Genomic DNA, 18416 nt, shown 5'->3' with positions numbered 1-18416 from the left:
TAAAAAGGTCTAACAAATGTTAGACCTTTCCAATCTGATTTCTAATTTGAGAATAAAAATTAAAGAGTTGCTTGACCCGGTTTCCAGTTTGCAGGGCAAAGACCGCCTGTTTGCAGCGCTTGAAGCACGCGCAATGTTTCGTCTACATCACGGCCGATGTTGTTATGGAACACTGTTTGATATTGAAGTTCGCCTTCCGGGTTAATGATGAACAATCCGCGAAGCGCCACACCTTCTTCTTCAATCAGTACGCCGTATTCACGGGATACTTCATGGTTTGTGTCGGCAGCAAGCGGGTATTTCAGCTGGCCGAGACCATTTTCTTTGCGGTCTGTGTTAATCCATGCCAAGTGAGTGTGGATGGTGTCAGTTGAAACGCCGATCACTTCTGCATCAAGGTCTTCAAACTCGTCATAGCGGTCAGACATTGCTGTAATTTCTGTCGGGCACACGAAAGTAAAGTCCATAGGATAGAAGAATAGAACCGTCCACTTATCATTTTTCATGTTTTCTTCAAGGCTTACTTTTCCAAATTCTTTGTTTGCAAGAACCGCTTCCATTTCAAAGCGCGGCGCTTGTTTACCTACCATGCGTTCTGCCATTTTATGTACCTCCAATTGTGATTTTTGGGTTCTGCTACCCATATCAAAATGAGAATTTAAATATTAAATTCTCATTTAGTTAATAACATCACATACATCATTCATTATAATACTTACCATATTTTTAGTCAATATTAATTGATAATAAATTTAAATTAGCGGTTGTTCTTTTCTAAGCCTTTAAAAAAAGTGTAACATGCCTCCGGATAATGAAACAACCGTTTAACACCCGGCAGCCGATTTTTTGGAAAAACAAGTTAAAACCGAAGCTGGAACTTCGGTTTTATGTCTAATTACTGAAGTTTTTGCTCAACCTGCTGACAGATTTCATCGGCAGTTAAACCCGTCGCCTGAATGACAGATGCTCCGGTCATCGTATCTGAAATCCCGAGCATGTCAGTGTCCAGACCAGTGACAACACAGCAGTCGCAGCCTTTTGCATCGTCTTCGGTTTTCATCGTTACAACCTCATACCCTTTTTCCTTCAAAGCAGCCTCGACATCAGAAAGAGATTGTTCGATTCCGATTTTTTTCGACATGAAGAAACACCTCCACCAATTAAGATGCCACGTTTGCCGATTTTTTATACCAGCCGCTTGGTCTAATTGGCTTTGCAAGAAAAATAAGCCGTCATGACACGGACTGCCGTCTCAAGCGCTTCCTCTTTCGGCTGCAGTTTGGCATGGTGAAGTCCGTATGGTGAATCGACGCCGAGCCAAAACATGAAGCCCGGATACTTTTTCAGCATATAGCCGAAGTCCTCTCCTGTCATCGCTTCTTTTGAACGGACGACCTCTGCAAGGCCGTTTTCAGAAACGAACTGCATAAAGTCTTCAACTAAACCGCTTGAATTGTAGACCTGATAATATGCTGCAGGATAGCTGACTTTACCGCTGCATTGATAAGCTGTTTCCAGCCCTCTTACCATGGCCTCGATCCTTTTCTTCACCTGTTCCATTGACGCTGGGGACAGCGTCCTGATCGTCCCTTCAAGCCTTGCTTGCTGAGCGATGATGTTTTGTGCCGATCCGCCTGTAATCGTCCCGATCGTGATGACAGCACTGTCCAGCGGATCGACATTCCTGGCTACGATCGACTGCATTTGCGTAACGAGCGAACTGGCGGCGACCACCATATCTTCTGCAAGGTGGGGATATGCGGCATGCCCGCCCTTTCCTTCAAGTTCGATTACAAGCTCTGACGTATTGGCAAAGAGCAGCCCGCTTTTCGTTCCGATCGTTCCGACCGGGAGCTCAGGCGCGATATGCAGCGCTGTGATCATACTCGGCTCCCACTTTTTAAACAAGTCGCTTTCAAGCATCGGCTCAGCGCCGCCCGGTCCTTCTTCAGCCGGCTGGAACAAAAACAGCAGATCTTGTTTAACCGGGTGGCTGACGAAATGATCGATGATGCCGAGGGCAATCGTCATGTGGAAATCATGCCCGCACGCATGCATCCTGTCCTGATGAACGGAAGAAAAAGGGTATCCGGTATCTTCCCGAATCGAGAGCCCGTCCATATCCGCCCTGTACGCCAAAATCTTTTCAGGGGCTGTCCCTTTAACCTTTACAAACAGTCCGGTTCTCCACTTTTCAATTTCAATCCGGTCTTCCGGATGCTTTGCTAAGTGGTTCAAAAGATAAGCCTGTGTCTTATATTCCTGAAAACCGAGTTCAGGAATTTGGTGCAGCTCTCTGCGAATCGCTGCTAATTCGTCCAATTTCATCTTTCTAACCTCCCCGGCGATATGAAAATGCGTGGATTGTCACATCCACGCACTTTTCGCTGCCGCTTCTTAAAGCTGGCGCAATTCCTGTTTGATTTCTGTTTTGCCTTTTGTTTTTTCATCGATGTCTTTGATTTTTTTCGCAGGCGTTCCCGCGACTACTGTATAAGGCTCAACATCTTCCACAACGATCGCGCCGGCAGCAACGACGGCTCCTTTTCCGACAGTCACGCCTTCAAGTACGACGGCGTTTGCACCGATGACGACATCATCTTCAATAACGACAGGTTTTGCTGAAGGAGGCTCAATGACACCGGCAAGCACGGAGCCGGCTCCGATGTGGCAGTTTTTGCCGACGGTAGCTCGTCCGCCCAGCACGACATTCATATCGATCATCGTTCCTTCGCCGATCACAGAGCCGATGTTGATGGAAGCCCCCATCATGATGACGGCGTTGTCGCCGATTTCCACTTGATCGCGGATGATCGCACCCGGCTCGATGCGCGCTTTAATATTTTTCAAATCGAGCGTTGGGATCGCCGAATTGCGGCGGTCGTTTTCGACAACATAGTCTTCAATTTTACCTTTGTTTGCTTCGAGCGCAGCTTGAATCTCCGCCCATTCACCGAATACTACCCCAGTATGCCCTGTAATAAAAGGCTTGGCTGAAGCGCCGAAGTCAATTCCTTCAAGGTCGCCTTTCACATACACTTTAACAGGTGTTGATTTCTTACTATTTTGAATAAATGAGATAATCTCATTTGCATCCATCATTTTCATTATGTAAGTCCTCCTTCTCTTTTTCTCCTCATTACTGTATCAAAGGAAAGATTTAAAAACAAGAAAAAAAGGAAAGGGGCGTCCCGTTTCCTTTTTTATCAAATGTCATGCCGGCACTTCACATTTCTTTGCAAAATCCTTGCCGAATTGAAGCAGCATATCTTCTTCTTCATCCTCCGGATTCATTTCGATTTTGACGGACGGAAGCACCGTGTCTCCGCCAAGCTCTTTGATTTTGTCCTCAAGAATGTCGACGGCACCGCAAAAATGCTCGTAAGAAGTATCTCCGGACCCGAAAACAGCAAACGTCTTGCCTGTGAAATCCATCCCTTCCATATCATCGTAAATATCCAAAAACTCATCCGGGAGATCCCCGTCACCCCATGTATAGGCGCCAAATATCATGTGCTGATAATCGTTAAAGAGCGCCGCATCTACATCCATCGCTTCATGGCGGTCCACTTCAGCCCCGCCCTCAAGAAGGCCTTTCTCGATTAAATCAGCCATCGCTTCTGTATTTCCAGACATGCTTGCATAAACCAGCAAAACTTTCCCCATCGTTATTCCTCCTATAAAATCAGTGGGCTGCAGCAGGCTGTTCATAAGGCCTGACAAATTTGCATTCATAAAGACCTGCGCAAAAGAAGTTCTCCTTTTGATTGGCCACTCTGAATCCATGCCCTTTAATCGTGTCAAACCATTTCAGCTCTCTTTCAAAGAAATCAAGCCGGTAGATTCTTGAAAAGCCGTCTCGGTCTTGAGCCGATGTGACATAGATGATTCCGTTGTCTTCGGACACATCCAGGAATGATTCTTCATGCTCAACAAGGCCCTGCCTGATTTGGATTTCATCATTCGTGTGGATGTTGACCAAATTGACGGCACCGTGATTTCCTTTTTTGGATCCCATCGCACAAACCAGCCATTCGCCTTCAAATGCGATCATCGAGGCGGTCATGCGTCCGGTTTCTTTTTTGATCAAAAAAGCCGATTCTGCTGCCAAATCGTATGCCCAAACACCGCCGTGCACTTCATGAATCTGCGTTCCGATGTAAAGGCGCTCCTCATGGAGGCACAGAGAGCGGATCACTGGCGGATGACTCAAACCGGAAAACGGCTTGACGATTTTCCATGAGACGCCGAAATCCTCTGATATGTAAATGCAATGCTTCCCATGAGCACAAACAAAGCCGTCCCTTCTCCCTGTGATCGACCAAATCGTAGCGTTTGTCGGAAAGCTTGAGATTGACCAGGTTGCTCCTTGGTCAGACGATCTGATAATCGCTCCCCTCTCCCCTGCGCCGAATAAATAATCGCCGATATAGGTGATGGAACAAATCTTGCTTTTTAATTGAAAAAGCTTTGTCCAGCCTTGTTCAAGTGAATAGTGAAAAATCCCTTCCCTCTTGATGGCGACAAAATAACCGGAATGCTTTGCCGAAGCGACGGCCGTCGCACCTTTATGAAACATGGGTCTCAGCCTGCCGCTTTTCCTGTTCTGCCCATCTTATAAAACCTTCGGCAAATTCCTTGCAGCACTCGGCATCTTCATCCGTTTCGGGGGCAAGTTCTATTTTCAAGGTCTCTCGATAAAGATCGGCGCCGGTTCGTTCGAGCATGCTGTAAAACGTGTTGACCGCTTCACAAAAGCGGGGGTATGCATAATCTCCGGACCCGAAGCATGCCGCTTTCTTTCCTTTAAGGTCAAGCGAAGAGACCTCGTCGTAAAACGATTCCGCTTCATAAGGAAGATCCCCGTCTCCCCATGTGTAGGTGCCGATTAAAAGAAGATCGTATTCAGCCAAAGAGTCGGTATCGACATCATCCATTTCCTGAATTGCGACATCAAAACCGTTGTCCCTCAATGTATCTTTGATGATCATCGCGATATCCTCCGTGTTGCCGGACATGCTGGCATATGCAATCAATGCTTTAGACAACAGAATCACCTCTATTATTGATAATGATTTTCATTATTATATAGATACACTTTAAATGATAATGATTATCAATGTCAATAAATCATATAAAAAAAGCAGCCCTCTTTTTGGAGTCCTGCCTTTCTGGTGTTCATTCCATTGCCGTACATTTTTTCACAACCTCTACAAACGCCTGTACTTGCTTCAGCTGAAAAGCCGGCTCATAACCGAGCAGCCACGTATCTCTGCCGATTGCTTTTCCTTTAGCGTCAAGCAAAGGGATTTGATGAACATGGCTTGCGCTTCCGTGAAGCGTCACAGATGGAAGGATCGCATACCCGATTCCGTGGAAAGCCATCTGTTTGCATGTTTCAATTTGGTCGACAATAATGGTCTGTTTCGGCGATGTTTTGAACTTTTGATGCCACCAGTGCTGAATTTCCTGATAGTATGTGCTGTCGCTTTTGAACTGGATGAACGGCCGTTCCGTGTTGGCAATGTCCTCAATGTTTCGGATCTCTGTATCGACAAGGTACAATTCATCCCGCATCAAGTAGTGCTTCGGCCCTTTCCATTCCGGGTTTCCTCTGATAATGCCGATATGAACATGGTCTTCATAGAGGCTTTTCAGCATTTCGCTGCTCCAGCCGGTGACGAGTGAAATTTTCACGTTTGGATATTGTTTGACATAGGTTTTCAGAACGTTGGGAAGCCAATGCTGCCCGATGATCGAAGCGGCCGCCAATTTGAGCGTACCGTGAATCTCGCCCTCCAGCTCATCGATATTCTCTCTCACTTTTTCCTGTTCCAATGTCACATCTTTTGCAAACTGGATGATTTTTTCTCCGGCAGACGTAACGGTCAGCCCTTTTTGCGATCTTAAAAAAATTTTCGTTCCCCATGATTTCTCAATGGTCTGCAGGCGCTGGGACAAAGCCGGCTGGGAAACAAACAGGCGTTCAGCCGCTTTCCGCATATTTAATTCTTCCGCCAGAACGACAAGCATGTGGAGCTCTTGAAGCTGCATGGACATTCCTCATTCCAATAAGTTTTTCTTATCATAGATTTAATCAAACGGCTGTTTTTTAATCAAGCGGGAAGTCTGCTTCGGAGAATGTGCGGAGGGTTTGGTGGAGCGCTGCAAATAAAAAATAGGCCGCTGCCGCGCCTATTTATTCAACGTTCTCAAATGCTTATTCAGCTGTTTTAACACGACACGCCTTGTAAATATGCCTTCGAAAACCTGCTCTTCATTTTCGACACATACAAACGCGTTGTTGATGACCAGTCCGAATCCTTTTAAGATCGGGTCGTCAATTTTCAAGCGCGGGATGTCTGTCAGCATGACTTCTTCAACATGAATCTTGTCAAGCTTCTCAAATTCGATTCGTTCCAAGCCGAAGATTTTATCCATGATCATATTCGTTCCGATTAATCCGTGCAAACGGAAAGAAGCATCAAGTACAGGGATCGCGGTATATCCGGTTTTCGTCAATACGAGAAGGGCATGTTCCAGATTATTTCCGACTTGAACATGGGCTACTTTATCAGCATCGATCATAAACTGACCTACTGTCGTTTCAAGAAGTTCATCTGATTGCAAACTAATCATGATTTTTCGACTCCTTTTCAGCTTTAATCCATCAACGCATATTTTCCCTATACTACAATAATATAAACGATATCAATATTTGTCGAAAACTTTCCTTTCTTCCAAGGTCAGTTTATCATTCCATATCCTTTTAGGAAACAAAAAAGATACTCTAATGAGTATCAATTGATATAATCTGACCTAATTTTCAGACCGGACACGGTCGTATAAGGTAACCAGTTTTTTATATGTCAGGCTATCCACATTTTTGGTACCCGTTTCTATATCATTGATCTCACTGCTTAGTAGCTCTACGGCATACTCATGGTTCAAAAGTACGTTCAGCAAAAGTTTTCTCTCTTCTTCTGAAAAGCGTTCCATTCTTAACCAGCCCCCTAATTGATTTAGCTAGAGTCAGAAACGATATGTTCTCTCTAGTTTCTATAGGGCTAGAATATGAAATTGCAATTCAAACGTCAACCGCACATTTCGACATCTGTTGGATTTTCTTTCAAACAATTATTTTGTATACCGGTTTGCATAGCTTGAAGCTGTGTAGGAGTCAGGTTTAATTTTGGCGCAGATCCCCATCGAGGTGATCCGGCCCGTCATTTCCTGGATTAAATCCTTTGTCATTCCTTTTTTTCCGATATCCAAATGAACTTCAAGGGTTAAATCTGCTCCCTCGTCTGTAAACGGAAGAAGCAGATCCATAATTTCATTAAAGTAATCATTTAAAAGATATGCGGCAATCTCTTGGCTGTAAGCTGTTTCAAGCGATATTTTCTCCCTGAGGCTATGTATCGGTCTGTTGACAACCGTGTTTTTCAGACAGCCCCACGCTCCTTTGCCCTTGCGGTGCAAATGGATAGCCGTGATAAACTTTGTGCAGTTCTGATGGATTTGCGAGTCTGTTCCGACGGACAGCAGATAGCTTGCCCGCGGATCTTGGCGTATGAACGCCTTCAGTCTCCCGATCACTTCAGGAAATGTCATTTGATCTTCAGAAAGATTATAAAAAAGAAAAGAATCAGCCATTGGAATGCCCCTTTTCATTTTTGATCTGCACCGAAGATGGAACGATTCGTCTGTCTGCTATCCTTTTTTGGTCGGTATATTTTTCAAGCTGAACCCGCAGCTGTCACATCTGTAAATCACATTCTGATTGGACTGGGCTGTCAGAACTTGATCCATATGCTCGATTGTTTTGCAATGCGGACAAATAACGCTTGGAAAAGCTTTCATGCCATATCCTCCTATTGCTGAAGCAGTTCAAAGATTTCGATTGAAATCATATCGATGTTGTCAAACGGAAATGTGGTAGGCTTATCGCCTTTTTGATAAACTGTCAGCTCAAATGTTTGGTTTTTTTCAAAATATTTTACGCTGCAAATTTTTTCTCCGTTTACTTCAAAATTGCGCTGTGTCGGTTCTCCGGCAGCCTCTGCAGTCTCCTGCAGGCTCTGCAGTCTCGTGATGATACCCATTAATTGTGACATTCTAAAAAAGACTCCTTTCAAAAAAACAACTTCAGGATCAACAAGTATTAATTATAATACAAGTTCTACAAAGCATCATACCACAAAGTATCAGCCGATGACATTTTTCCTTTCTGATCATGAAAAAGAAAAACCGCTTTTCATAGTTTGAGTTTTCTTTTTTCATGTCATACATGAAAAATATTTTTTTGACTGCAGAGGAGCCTATTTTAACCACCAATTTAGATTTATGGAGGAACAGGATTGTCTTATTCCTGTCCCACACCTAAAGCCCAAAAATCCCGCAGCCATTTGCAGTGCGGGATTCCATGCAAATAAAAAACTTGGCGGGGGCAGCGCCAAGTTTTTTAAATCTTGATCTGATAGAGGGGTTGGGGAACAGAGAGGTTCATCTCTCTTAATTAAATGATAATGATTATCAGTATCATTGTCAATGAATTTTTTTAAAATTCTTTTTCTAGCTGAAAAGTTCGGACAATGTCCAGTTAATATCGATGGCAAACAGCGGGAATACAGCGTGGTCCGCTTCCTTGTTATCCGCAAAATTCGAGTTTGTTTCTTTCTCATCCGGTTGTTCGGACATCATGTCTTCTCCAGCCGGTTTTGTATCAGATTGGCCGATAGCCATTACTTTGAAGCTGCCGCCGATATTCTCCAGCGTCACCGTCTGATAATTTTTTTGATATGAAACAGGACCGCCGTCTTGATCTCCAACACATTCATATACGGTATAGCTTCCGTCTTTCACCGCCACTTTTGTGTTTTCATCATAGCTGAAGAAAGGGATTGCAACTTCCGGCGCGTCTGTCCCGTAAAAAATCCACCCCGCTTGTTCGGGAAAGGCGTTCGCCTCTACATACTTCTCTGCCATGGCGTGTTCCATATAAGGTTCCAAGAGGGATAACATGTCTGTTTTCGATCTTTCCTTTTCGGTCAGCTGAAAATGGACGTCAGATACGGATTGAAGGGTCTCAAATAACGACGCTCTTGTCGGTTTTTCTCCGGCTTCGGCAAAATCCGCACAGAGGAATACAAAAGCAGCAGTCAATAGCCCGCACAGTAAGGATGACCAAACGTTCTTCATATGATCCGCCCCTTTTTTAGCATATATATTCACATTTTCCTTTATATACGCAAAACAAACCTCTCGGGATTCATTTTTTCGAAAAGAAAAAGCGGCGAAAGGCCGCCGCTTAAATTAATCCGTCTTGTTCGTATAAATATGAGTAGGACAGGTCAATGAACAGATACAATTCTTCATCCATCGGATAGGAAAATGTTCTGATCATTTCCCCCGTTTCGATATCGCTGTACAAATCGCTGAAAAACCCTTTTCTCATCGTTCTCATCCTCATGATATTCTCGAGAAAATAAGGGCGCCAGCTCCAGTTTTTGCCGATGTACTCAGGCTGAAATATCCATGCTCCATCATGTTTAAACACGTTTTTCGTCAGCTGAATCCCGTCTTCATCGCACATGTAAATTCTAAAGCTGCAATCGGTCAGTTCTTTTCCGAGATTGAAGAGAAACTCATCGTCTGACTGAGCTGTTTTCTTTAGCGATGTGACAAGCTGATGAATCCGTTTGTAAAACTGCTCAGAGTGGTCGTACAAAATGGTTAGCTTCTTCTTCTCATGTGTGATAAATTGGTGAAACTCGGCATGCAGCCGGTCCTTTAATACATTCCGTTCGATAAATTCATCCTTCGGCACTTCAAGATACTGCCCCTGAAAATACCGGCCTCCGTTTCTCCATGCGTATTGCAGCTGAAAGCTCGCCTCAATATCCTCGTAAAGCAATGCGGCGCCGATTTTTCTGGCAAGGAGTGATATGCTGTAAAGCACATATTCATAGGATGGCGAAGGAGAAGACAGCTTGAGCGGCTGAAGGTCGATCTTTAACAGATCAGGGGAAAGAAGAGCGATTCTGTCGAGGTTGCTGCTTTCCTTTCCGATATTATCAACAGCGACTTTAATTCCGTATGTACGGTAATAGGTCAGCAAATGATGCAGCTGTTCAATATCCCCTTCAAACTTTTGCTCCGTGATTTCGATAACGAAACGGTTGAGCTCGAGCCCTTTATCCTGATATTCCATCAACAGGTCGAGGAACGATTCACCGTGATCCATCATCAGCACATTTGCATCTTGATTGACGAAGATGAGCAGGTCGCGCCCGCTCTCCAAAAAATGATCAAGCGCCTGGCGAATCACCTTGAGATCAACCTCTTTCTTGTATTCTTCAGGAATTGTCGGATCAGAAAAAAACGGCCCGAGACTCTTCACTTCAGATTCTACCTTGATACGCCCCAGCACTTCATAGCCGATCACCTTTTGTTCTTCAGCACTGAAGATCGGCTGATAGTATGGAATAACATCTTCAATGTTCGTTAAAATATCGAGTGGATCCAACATGGCATATCACCTGCTTCTAATCTTTGTCTGATTATACCATACTGGCCCGCACCTTTGAATTTGAAATCTTAAAACGGACGGGGATTCAGCCATTGGCCGCCGTCCATCGTCACACACTCCCCGTTGACATATCCCGCCTGTTCAGAAAGCAAAAATGCGGCGAGTCCCGCGATTTCTTCAGGGGTTCCCAGCCTGTTGAGCGGAACGCTTTTGATTGTCGCGTGCGCGGCTTCTTCCGATTCAAACAATTTTTCGGCACCGCCCGTCCTCTCGATCGGACCGGGCGCGATGGCATTGCACCTGATCCCGTATGCACTTCCCCACTCGACTGCAAGCGTCCTCGTCAGCGACAGGACACCTGCTTTTGCCGCCGCGGAATGAACGACACCGGCACCCGCGCCCCATGCATATGTCGCGACCATATTTAAAATCTGGCCGCGTTTTTTTTCCTTGATCCAATAGCGGCCGGCTGCCTGGCTGCAATAAAATGTGCCGTTCAGCACGATATCGATGACCGCCTTCCAGCCGTTGACCGACAGTTTTTCAGCAGGGCAGATAAAGTTCCCTGCGGCATTGTTAACCAAAGCGTCGATCGTACCAAAGCGTCCTGCCGTCTCTGTGATCATCTGTTCCACATCTTCAACAGACCTGACATCCATCCGGCATATAGCCACCTGCCCCGCAAATGTTTCAATTTCTTCTTTGGCCGCTTCAAGCGTTTCTTGCGTTCTGCCTGTAATCATCACATTCCAGCCTTCTTCGGCTTGCTTTTTGGCGATCGCTTTTCCCATTCCGCTCGACCCGCCGGTCACGATTACAACTTTTCTGTCCATATCCATCCCCCTTATCATGAATGAGTATTCATTCAATTCATAGTTTATCATATTAGTTAAAAAAAATTAACAAAACACGCGGACTGTCCTAAAACGGCTTTTCTGGATGATATAATGTAGAGATTCTATTAAAGGTTGGTTGCTTATGAAAAATCCGTCCAGAAGACAATTTTTAAAAGGCTTCTTAGGCCTTGCTGCAGCAGGGCTCTTTACCGCTGCCGGCGGCTTGGGCTATGCGCGCTATCTCGAACCGCACATGCTTGAAACGAACTTGATTCCCATTCGGCATCGGCTCATTCCTAAAGGGTTTGACCAGTTTCGGATCGTTCAGTTCAGCGACACCCACTTAAGCGAATACTTTACAGCAGACGAGCTTTCAAATGTTGTCAGCCAAGTAAACGCCCTCTCCCCGGACCTTATCGTATTCAGCGGGGATTTAATAGATAAACCGCATCGCTACCGGGAACACGAGCGTGCTGTCAACGCCTTAAAAAAGCTTGCGGCCCCCTATGGAAAGCTTGCCATATTCGGAAACCATGATCACGGCGGTTATGGAACAAAAGTCTATCAGACGCTCATGGCATCGGCCGGTTTTCGGGTGCTGCGAAACGACTTCATGAAGCTTGAATTGATAGACGGAAGCGTCATTGAGATCGCTTCACTCGATGATTTGATGCTCGGCAGGCCTGACTATGAAGGCATCCTGTCAAAGCTGAGCGAAAAAGCCTTCTCGATTTTGCTCGTCCATGAGCCGGACGCTGCTTTAACGGCAAAACAATACCCCGTCAATTTGCAAATATCCGGACACACCCACGGCGGACAAATTCAGATTCCCGTATTCGGTCCTTTAATCACGCCTCCGTACGGAGAAATTTATACGGAAGGGATGTATGAAACAGCCGGAATGAAAATCTATGTCAATCGAGGAATCGGTACTACCAGGCTGCCGCTCCGCTTTCTGTCAAAGCCCGAAATCACCGTGTTCCAGCTTGAATCCATTTAAATTTTGACCGGCCTTTTGGCTCAAAACGCAAGACATCTGCATACATTAAGTAAAAACATTCCCGCTCCTTTCATCCAATCCTCATTAAAAAAACGAAACTTCCCCAGCCTCTTTCCGTCTATATATTAGCAGCGGAAAAGGCTCTCTTTTCGTTTTGAAAAGGAGATGTGCTGATTATTGCTGATGTACCAAGTAAAACCCGGAGAAACTCTGGAAAGCATCGCCGCCGATTTCAGAACGACCCGGCAGGCTTTGCTGCAGGCGAATCCGGGCTTAAACGGCGGCCAAGTGTCCGCAGGCCAATCGATTATCATTCCCGGCATTAGAAACCCGGACACAATCCCTTACCGGATTGTCGTGTCTCTCAGCGGGAGAACGCTCAGATTATATGAGCAAGACAGACTTGTAAAAACATATCCGATTGCCGTCGGAAAAATCCTCACACAGACGCCGAGAGGCGAATTTGTCATTGTCAACCGGCAGCCAAATCCGGGCGGCCCGTTCGGCGCCTACTGGCTGAGCCTCTCAAAACAGCACTACGGCATCCATGGAACGAATAACCCGGCGTCAATTGGCAAAGCTGTTTCAAGGGGATGTATCCGCATGCACAATCAGGATGTTCTGGAACTTGCTTCTATCGTACCCAACGGAACCCGAGTGTCCATTACACCTTAGGCCAGTACATTTCCAGACAAATGCAATTTGAACAATCCAACATCTTGTATTAAGATATAATGGGACCTTTAGGGTAAGGAGCGTATATATGGATCTTTTTAAAAATCGTAACTTCGTCCGACTTTTTTTCGCAGCTTTCGCTTCTCAAATGGGAACGACAGTCGGAAATATGGCTTTCGCTTTTTTCTTGCTCGACCGGTTCAGCAGCCAGCCGGCCTACACGACAATCGCCGAGCTGATGTATTCCTTGCCGACGGTTTTTGTATTCTTTATCGTCGGGGTGGTCGCTGACCGTTTTGACCGCAAGAAAGTCGCGGAAAACTGTGATTGGATCAGAGCGGGACTGACTGTCGTTCTTTTCTTTGTACTGTATCTTCAGATCATACCGCTTGTGTTTTTAGTTCTATTTATCAGAAGCGCGGTTACAAAATTTTTCTACCCGGCCGAAGCAAGTTTGGTCCAGGCCATTTTAAGAAAGGATCAGTATGCAAAGGCAGCCGGACTGAACCAGATGCTTTTCAGCCTGTTTCTATTGTTCGGCGTAGGAATTGGAGCGTTTATGTACAAGACGATCGGCCTGCATGGAGCTATCGCTCTTGATTTTGTGAGCTTTATCGTATCCGGCTTTTTAATCCGTTCCTGCAATATTCCGCTTGAAGCGCGGCAGCCGAACGGGCAAAAAGGCTGGAAAAACTTGACCGTCAAAGATTCGATGCGCGATTTTAAGGAAGGCATCGTTTATATATTAAAAAATAAATTGCTTGCCTCACTCGTATTCGGATATTTTATCTTCGGGCTTGTCAGCGGCGGACTTTCGGTTCTCCCGATGTTTAAAATGAAGTATGAGCTGTCCCCTGACAGTTATGAGTGGCATACATCCCTCTTTACAATCGTACTCGGTATCGGACTTTTGACAGGGATTGCCGTCGCCGCTCTGCTTGAAAAAAAAGTGAAGCCGGCATACATGATGTCAGTCCCGATTTTTATTGCGGGTGGCTTTATCATTCTGCTTGGCTTTACAGATCAATTGCCCGTATATTACTCGGCTGCGTTTCTTGCCGGGATATGCATCGGGCCGATCAACACGGCGCTTGGCGGCTGGATTCCCAAAATCGTCCACCCGAGGCTGATGGGAAGAGTCAGCGGGTGGACCGATCCGCTGACAATGCTGGCGCAATCCTCAGCGCTTGGCGTGATCGCTGTTCTATTCCCGGGGATCATCGCCGATGTGGATTATATATATTACGGTTTGGCGGGAATTATTCTGCTGGCGGCGATGTACTACTTGATCGTCCTGCCTAAATTAAGCGCCGAGAGCGCGGAAATCGATGTTCAAGCGGCGCTGAGGAGACAAAAAAATACAAAAGCGAAAATAAACTCTGTGTTATAAAGATGAAAACGCGCGATTCCTTAAAAAATCGCGCGTTTTTTCTATGAGATATTTGCATTTTCTGTTCTATTTCGTATAATTTAGACATAAGCCTTGCATCTTTAGGAGGTGATCTAGAAACGAATGGATAGGAGAGAAAAGATGGACGACCATAATCATACGAAAGAATTAAAACCGACAGTTGAAAACCTTTCAAAAGCGATTTATACAGTTAATCGCCATGCGAAAACCGCGACTAATCCCAAATACCTGTATCTTCTGAAAAAGAAAGCTTTGCAAAAGCTGCTTAATGAAGGAAAGGGTAAAAAGGTAGGCCTTCACTTTTCGAAAAATCCAAGATTCAGCCAGCAGCAGTCAGATGTGCTGATTTCTCTCGGAGACTACTTTTTTCACATGCCTCCAACAAAAGAAGACTTCGCAAACCTTCCACACTTAGGTACATTAAATCATTCGTATCGGAACCCTAAAGCTCATATGTCCTTGAATATAGCGAAACAGCTTCTTCAAAACTACACGGGAATTAAGGAAAAACCGCTCGTCACAAACCGGAAGCGCCCTGCCTCAAAGCCCGTCTTCAAGAAGCTTGGCGAAAGCTATTTTTAATAAAAAAAAGCCTCGAAAAGAGGCTTTTTTTATTCCTTGAAAATATATTTATCAAGCTTTTCGATCAGTTCGTTGAGCTCTGGCTTGCTGATTTGTTCGTCAGCTCCGACTTGTTCCCCTTTATGGCGAAGATCGTCTGTAATCAAAGAAGAGAAAATCAAGATCGGCAGCTCCGAACTCAGCGGGTTATCTTTTAACAGCTTTGTGAGCCGGTGTCCATCCATCTGCGGCATTTCAATATCCGTGATCATGAGATCGACTTTTTCGTGAAGAGCTGTGCCGTCTTCCATCAATTGAAGCGCATGTTCGTAAGCCTCTTTTCCGTTTTCAAAAGATACGATGTTGTTATACCCCGCTTCATTCAGCTTTTCCACCAAAAGCCGCAAGAGGAGCGGAGAGTCTTCGACAATCATCAGCTTTTTGTCAGTCCGTCTCTGATCAAATTTTTCATCTTTCATTTGATAAGGGTCCGTACCTGACTCAGATTCAAGATCAAAAATGATTTTTTCGTAATCAGGCAGGAAAATCATTGTGCCGTCGAGCTTAATGATGCCGGTAAGGTGACGGTCCATTCCTTGATTTAAAGCGGTCGGCTTCTCGATTTCTTCCCAAGACACCCGGTGAATCTGCGAAACCGATCCTGTGTGAAAGACGATTTTCCGCTTGTTGAATTCCGTCACAATGTATTTTTCTTGATGCTCATCCTCACCGTGCTCGACGCCGAAGAAAGAGAATAAATCAATGACGGGAAGAATTTCCCCGCGCAATGTGATCATGCCCTCCATATGCTTGTGCGAATGAGGCACTTTCGTAATGTCAACCGGCTGAATGATTTCTCTGACTTTCATGACATTTATGCCGAAAATGTTGAGACCAACTTCGAACTTCACAATTTCTAATTCATTGGTTCCCGAACTTAATAAAATTTCCTGTTGGTTTGAAGACACTGATATCCCTCTCTATCCTACTTTGTGTTTACTTTTTATATCGGCGTCTTTTGTTAAAAGTTGATGCTCCGGCTCAAGCTTTTGCCTTAACATTTTGATGAATGATCAGGCCGATCGCTGCTAATAACACTAAAGATCCGAAAGCCATTCTGCTGGCCATGTTCCCGAGATCCCTGAACAGCAAAGTAATCGATCCGTAGAGGACCGGACCGAAAATGGAAGAGATTTTCCCCGACAAAGCAAACAATCCGAAAAATTCGCCTCTTTTATGCTCGGGCGTCAGTTCGATAATCAGTGTCCTTGATGCGACCCATGTGCCTCCAAGCGAGATGCCGAACAAGCTTCCCGCAATCCAAAACAAGACCGTTGACGTTGTGCATGCTCCGATCGTCAACGCGGTGATCATAATGGCGGCGACAAGGCTGACCGCATGTTTGGCACCGATCTTTTTTGTCACAAAGCCGAGCAGAAATGAACCGATGATGCTTGAGACCGTTGAAACAAGGTAAAGCAATACAAATTGTCCGGTCGTAAAACCGATGACCGTTTTTGAATAAACAGCCATCATGGCCACTGCTGTAGCAAGCGCGTCATTCAGGAAAAAGTAGGCGATCATGAACAAGAAGACCGGTTTGTACAGGCGAATGTCCTTGAACGTCTGTACGATTTCCCTGTATCCGCTGAAAAACGATTTCTTTACTTTCGGTTCCGGTTTTCTTTTCTCTTTCGTGAAAAGCAAATACGGAAGTGAAAAAAGCAAAAACAAGAGAGCCGACGGGATGAAAGCGCGGTGAAAATCCTGGTTGCCGACCAGAAGGTAAACCGTTAAGCCGGCCAAAGTGCCGATATATCCGATCGCAATCCCGAATCCTGATAAGAGAGGAATTTCTTCTTTTGTACCCAAATCAGCCAAAATCGTATCATAGAACACCAAGCTTGAATGATAGAAAAACTTTGCGGTCACAAACATGATGACGACAAGGATCAACGATAACGGAAGCCCGTATATGTCCTTCTGAAACGAAGCGCCCGCAAAAACCCCCATTAAGATGGTGCACAAAACACAAATCATCGTAAACAGACCGATGTATTTTTTCTTTCTGCCCGTCCGGTCGATCAGCACCCCGAATAAAGGTGTGAAAATGACGAGCAGAAAGCTTGCGGCTGCGTTCGAATAGGAGATAAAAGTGCTAGCCACCTGATTCATGCTGGCGTTTTCGCCGACTGCCTCCTGCAAATAAAAAGGAAAAAAGATCGTCACAATGTTTGATGAAAAAATCGTGTTTGCAAAATCGTATAACGCCCAAGATAGAATCGGCAGCGTCAAAAAGAGCTTGATTCCCGTTCTTTGCGCCCGCTTTACAGCTTGTTCACGTTCCGGCTGAGTATCCATCTGGATTGATGCCTCCTTATTTTTATTCCTGCCGTGAAACATTTTCCTGAACAAGACAGCACGCATTCATGCTGAAAGCGTGCTGTCTTTTGCCCGTTATTTTTTTACGACAATGGTTCCTGCCAACATATCATGAAGCGCCTGGCGCCTTTCTGTGAAAAAGGCCATAATGTAGCCGATCAACAAAATCGGAGAAAGAAAGCTTTTGGCCAGAAACCTTCCGGCCGCACGGCCGAAAGAGATTCTTCCGCCTTCTGCTTTCGCCACCTGAACGTTCATGATTTTCTTGCCGAGCGTCCCTTGCCATTTGGATGATTCCATCAGCGTGTAATAAAGAAAATAAACAATAAAAGTAATACTTCCAACGATCGCTATGGTTTTAAACATGCTGATGATAAACGTAAAGATTTCCTGATCGCTCAAATACTCGGGATCAGTCTCCATCATGAGCATGATATCCGAATTTCCCAACATCAACGCCGCTGTTAAAACGTACGTGAAAATATATGCGGGAATCCCGAGAATCAAATTGTCGAGCAGGGAAGCTACAAAACGCGCGCCGATTCCGGCATACTCGCTCCTTTCAGGAGCAGTTTCGTGTTTGTCTAATTCCAATTCCAATGTGCTTTTCCTCCTAACATCTTGACTTCTATATACTACTAAGATTCGCTGAATATTATCAATACGTATCACGTTTTTTTAAAGTTAAATTAATGTACGGCTCACAAGTTTTTCATTGACTTTGACATTTATCATGTTACAATGGTCAAGGATTTTTCAGGAAAGGTGTTTATGATGGGTACAATTGTAACGATTAAAAATCATGAAATGACCATTTTAGAAGGGGTCAGCCGGGCCGTTTACACAGAAATGCTCAAGGATGCTTCAGACAGTGAAGAACAAATATATATTTCGTGGAAAGAAGATGTTGACTTCGATTACGGCTACTAAACGAAATATAACGTAAGACAATCGTTTGATTGTCTTATTTTTCTACCTCCCGCCATCCGCATGTCCGCATACCTTGCATTGTTTTGCATA

At 44.9% G+C, this 18416-nt stretch carries 24 protein-coding genes; 5 read left to right on the top strand and 19 right to left on the bottom strand.

Annotated elements, in window-relative coordinates:
- Positions 1 to 59: 59 nt before the first annotated feature.
- From ahpA to fadH, 16 genes are all read right to left on the bottom strand, one after another.
- Entirely contained in the window at positions 60 to 602 is a 543-nt protein-coding gene (gene ahpA, locus MHI30_RS07845; RefSeq protein ID WP_020451207.1) for a biofilm-specific peroxidase AhpA, read from the bottom strand.
- 293 nt (positions 603 to 895) lie between these two features.
- Positions 896 to 1141, bottom strand: a complete 246-nt coding sequence (locus MHI30_RS07840; RefSeq protein ID WP_003181323.1) for a YkuS family protein — start codon at positions 1139 to 1141, stop codon at positions 896 to 898.
- A gap of 62 nt (positions 1142 to 1203) precedes the next feature.
- Positions 1204 to 2328, bottom strand: coding sequence for an N-acetyldiaminopimelate deacetylase (locus tag MHI30_RS07835; protein WP_075753067.1), 1125 nt, complete (start codon positions 2326 to 2328; stop codon positions 1204 to 1206).
- Positions 2329 to 2397: 69 nt separating this feature from the next.
- Positions 2398 to 3108, bottom strand: coding sequence for a 2,3,4,5-tetrahydropyridine-2,6-dicarboxylate N-acetyltransferase (dapD, locus tag MHI30_RS07830; RefSeq protein ID WP_075753069.1), 711 nt, complete (start codon positions 3106 to 3108; stop codon positions 2398 to 2400).
- A 105-nt stretch (positions 3109 to 3213) separates the two neighbouring features.
- Complete coding sequence (locus tag MHI30_RS07825) at positions 3214 to 3666, bottom strand: flavodoxin (protein ID WP_075753071.1); 453 nt, start codon at positions 3664 to 3666, stop codon at positions 3214 to 3216.
- A 19-nt stretch (positions 3667 to 3685) separates the two neighbouring features.
- On the bottom strand, positions 3686 to 4579 hold the full coding sequence (locus MHI30_RS07820; protein WP_075753073.1) for a sialidase family protein: 894 nt from the start codon (positions 4577 to 4579) through the stop codon (positions 3686 to 3688).
- Positions 4569 to 5048 carry a flavodoxin gene (locus MHI30_RS07815; RefSeq protein ID WP_075753075.1) on the bottom strand — a complete coding sequence of 160 codons (480 nt, stop codon included), beginning with the start codon at positions 5046 to 5048 and terminating at the stop codon, positions 4569 to 4571. Before MHI30_RS07815 ends, MHI30_RS07820 begins: the two co-directional genes overlap by 11 nt.
- A 130-nt stretch (positions 5049 to 5178) precedes the next feature.
- The gene (locus MHI30_RS07810) at positions 5179 to 6054 is read right to left on the bottom strand and encodes a LysR family transcriptional regulator (RefSeq protein ID WP_075753077.1); all 876 of its coding nucleotides are present in this window, start codon (positions 6052 to 6054) and stop codon (positions 5179 to 5181) included.
- A gap of 141 nt (positions 6055 to 6195) precedes the next feature.
- Entirely contained in the window at positions 6196 to 6639 is a 444-nt protein-coding gene (gene cbpB, locus MHI30_RS07805; protein WP_003181307.1) for a cyclic-di-AMP-binding protein CbpB, read from the bottom strand.
- A 180-nt stretch (positions 6640 to 6819) separates the two neighbouring features.
- Positions 6820 to 6999: an antirepressor AbbA gene (abbA, locus tag MHI30_RS07800; protein WP_006638386.1), complete on the bottom strand. Its 180-nt coding sequence runs from the start codon at positions 6997 to 6999 to the stop codon at positions 6820 to 6822.
- 138 nt (positions 7000 to 7137) lie between these two features.
- On the bottom strand, positions 7138 to 7656 hold the full coding sequence (locus tag MHI30_RS07795) for a ribonuclease H-like YkuK family protein (RefSeq protein WP_020451199.1): 519 nt from the start codon (positions 7654 to 7656) through the stop codon (positions 7138 to 7140).
- Between the two features lie 57 nt (positions 7657 to 7713).
- Positions 7714 to 7863, bottom strand: a complete 150-nt coding sequence (locus MHI30_RS07790; protein WP_167564569.1) for a hypothetical protein — start codon at positions 7861 to 7863, stop codon at positions 7714 to 7716.
- Between the two features lie 11 nt (positions 7864 to 7874).
- Positions 7875 to 8117 carry a DUF1797 family protein gene (locus tag MHI30_RS07785; RefSeq protein WP_003181299.1) on the bottom strand — a complete coding sequence of 81 codons (243 nt, stop codon included), beginning with the start codon at positions 8115 to 8117 and terminating at the stop codon, positions 7875 to 7877.
- A gap of 457 nt (positions 8118 to 8574) precedes the next feature.
- Positions 8575 to 9201: a DUF3993 domain-containing protein gene (locus tag MHI30_RS07780; protein ID WP_075753079.1), complete on the bottom strand. Its 627-nt coding sequence runs from the start codon at positions 9199 to 9201 to the stop codon at positions 8575 to 8577.
- Positions 9202 to 9310: 109 nt separating this feature from the next.
- Entirely contained in the window at positions 9311 to 10531 is a 1221-nt protein-coding gene (locus MHI30_RS07775) for an EAL-associated domain-containing protein (protein WP_020451196.1), read from the bottom strand.
- 68 nt (positions 10532 to 10599) lie between these two features.
- Positions 10600 to 11364 (bottom strand): 2,4-dienoyl-CoA reductase, encoded by a 765-nt coding sequence (gene fadH, locus MHI30_RS07770; protein WP_075753081.1) that lies wholly within the window; start codon positions 11362 to 11364, stop codon positions 10600 to 10602.
- A gap of 145 nt (positions 11365 to 11509) precedes the next feature.
- On the opposite strand from fadH, the gene MHI30_RS07765 reads away from it, so the two are divergent.
- From MHI30_RS07765 to MHI30_RS07750, 4 genes are all read left to right on the top strand, one after another.
- Positions 11510 to 12367 (top strand): metallophosphoesterase, encoded by an 858-nt coding sequence (locus MHI30_RS07765; protein ID WP_065644032.1) that lies wholly within the window; start codon positions 11510 to 11512, stop codon positions 12365 to 12367.
- A gap of 177 nt (positions 12368 to 12544) precedes the next feature.
- A complete protein-coding gene (locus MHI30_RS07760; protein ID WP_081303567.1) occupies positions 12545 to 13042 on the top strand; it encodes a L,D-transpeptidase family protein in 498 nt (165 codons plus the stop codon).
- An 88-nt stretch (positions 13043 to 13130) separates the two neighbouring features.
- Entirely contained in the window at positions 13131 to 14432 is a 1302-nt protein-coding gene (locus MHI30_RS07755) for an MFS transporter (RefSeq protein ID WP_075753083.1), read from the top strand.
- Between the two features lie 141 nt (positions 14433 to 14573).
- Positions 14574 to 15035, top strand: coding sequence for a YkyB family protein (locus tag MHI30_RS07750; protein WP_003181285.1), 462 nt, complete (start codon positions 14574 to 14576; stop codon positions 15033 to 15035).
- A 29-nt stretch (positions 15036 to 15064) separates the two neighbouring features.
- Here the strand turns inward: MHI30_RS07750 and MHI30_RS07745 are convergent, their stop codons facing one another.
- The 3 genes from MHI30_RS07745 to MHI30_RS07735 all read right to left on the bottom strand — a co-directional run bounded on the left by MHI30_RS07745 (position 15065) and on the right by MHI30_RS07735 (position 17996).
- A complete protein-coding gene (locus tag MHI30_RS07745) occupies positions 15065 to 15982 on the bottom strand; it encodes a chemotaxis protein (RefSeq protein WP_075753085.1) in 918 nt (305 codons plus the stop codon).
- Between the two features lie 73 nt (positions 15983 to 16055).
- Positions 16056 to 17375 (bottom strand): MFS transporter, encoded by a 1320-nt coding sequence (locus MHI30_RS07740; protein WP_075753087.1) that lies wholly within the window; start codon positions 17373 to 17375, stop codon positions 16056 to 16058.
- Positions 17376 to 17471: 96 nt separating this feature from the next.
- A complete protein-coding gene (locus MHI30_RS07735; RefSeq protein ID WP_075753089.1) occupies positions 17472 to 17996 on the bottom strand; it encodes an RDD family protein in 525 nt (174 codons plus the stop codon).
- A 171-nt stretch (positions 17997 to 18167) separates the two neighbouring features.
- On the opposite strand from MHI30_RS07735, the gene MHI30_RS07730 reads away from it, so the two are divergent.
- Positions 18168 to 18326: a hypothetical protein gene (locus MHI30_RS07730; RefSeq protein WP_165583461.1), complete on the top strand. Its 159-nt coding sequence runs from the start codon at positions 18168 to 18170 to the stop codon at positions 18324 to 18326.
- Positions 18327 to 18416: the final 90 nt, after the last annotated feature.

The organism is Bacillus sp. FSL L8-0528, assembly GCF_038593085.1.
GTDB classification, from domain to species: domain Bacteria; phylum Bacillota; class Bacilli; order Bacillales; family Bacillaceae; genus Bacillus; species Bacillus paralicheniformis.
This window is presented reverse-complemented; position numbering and strand designations above follow the sequence as displayed.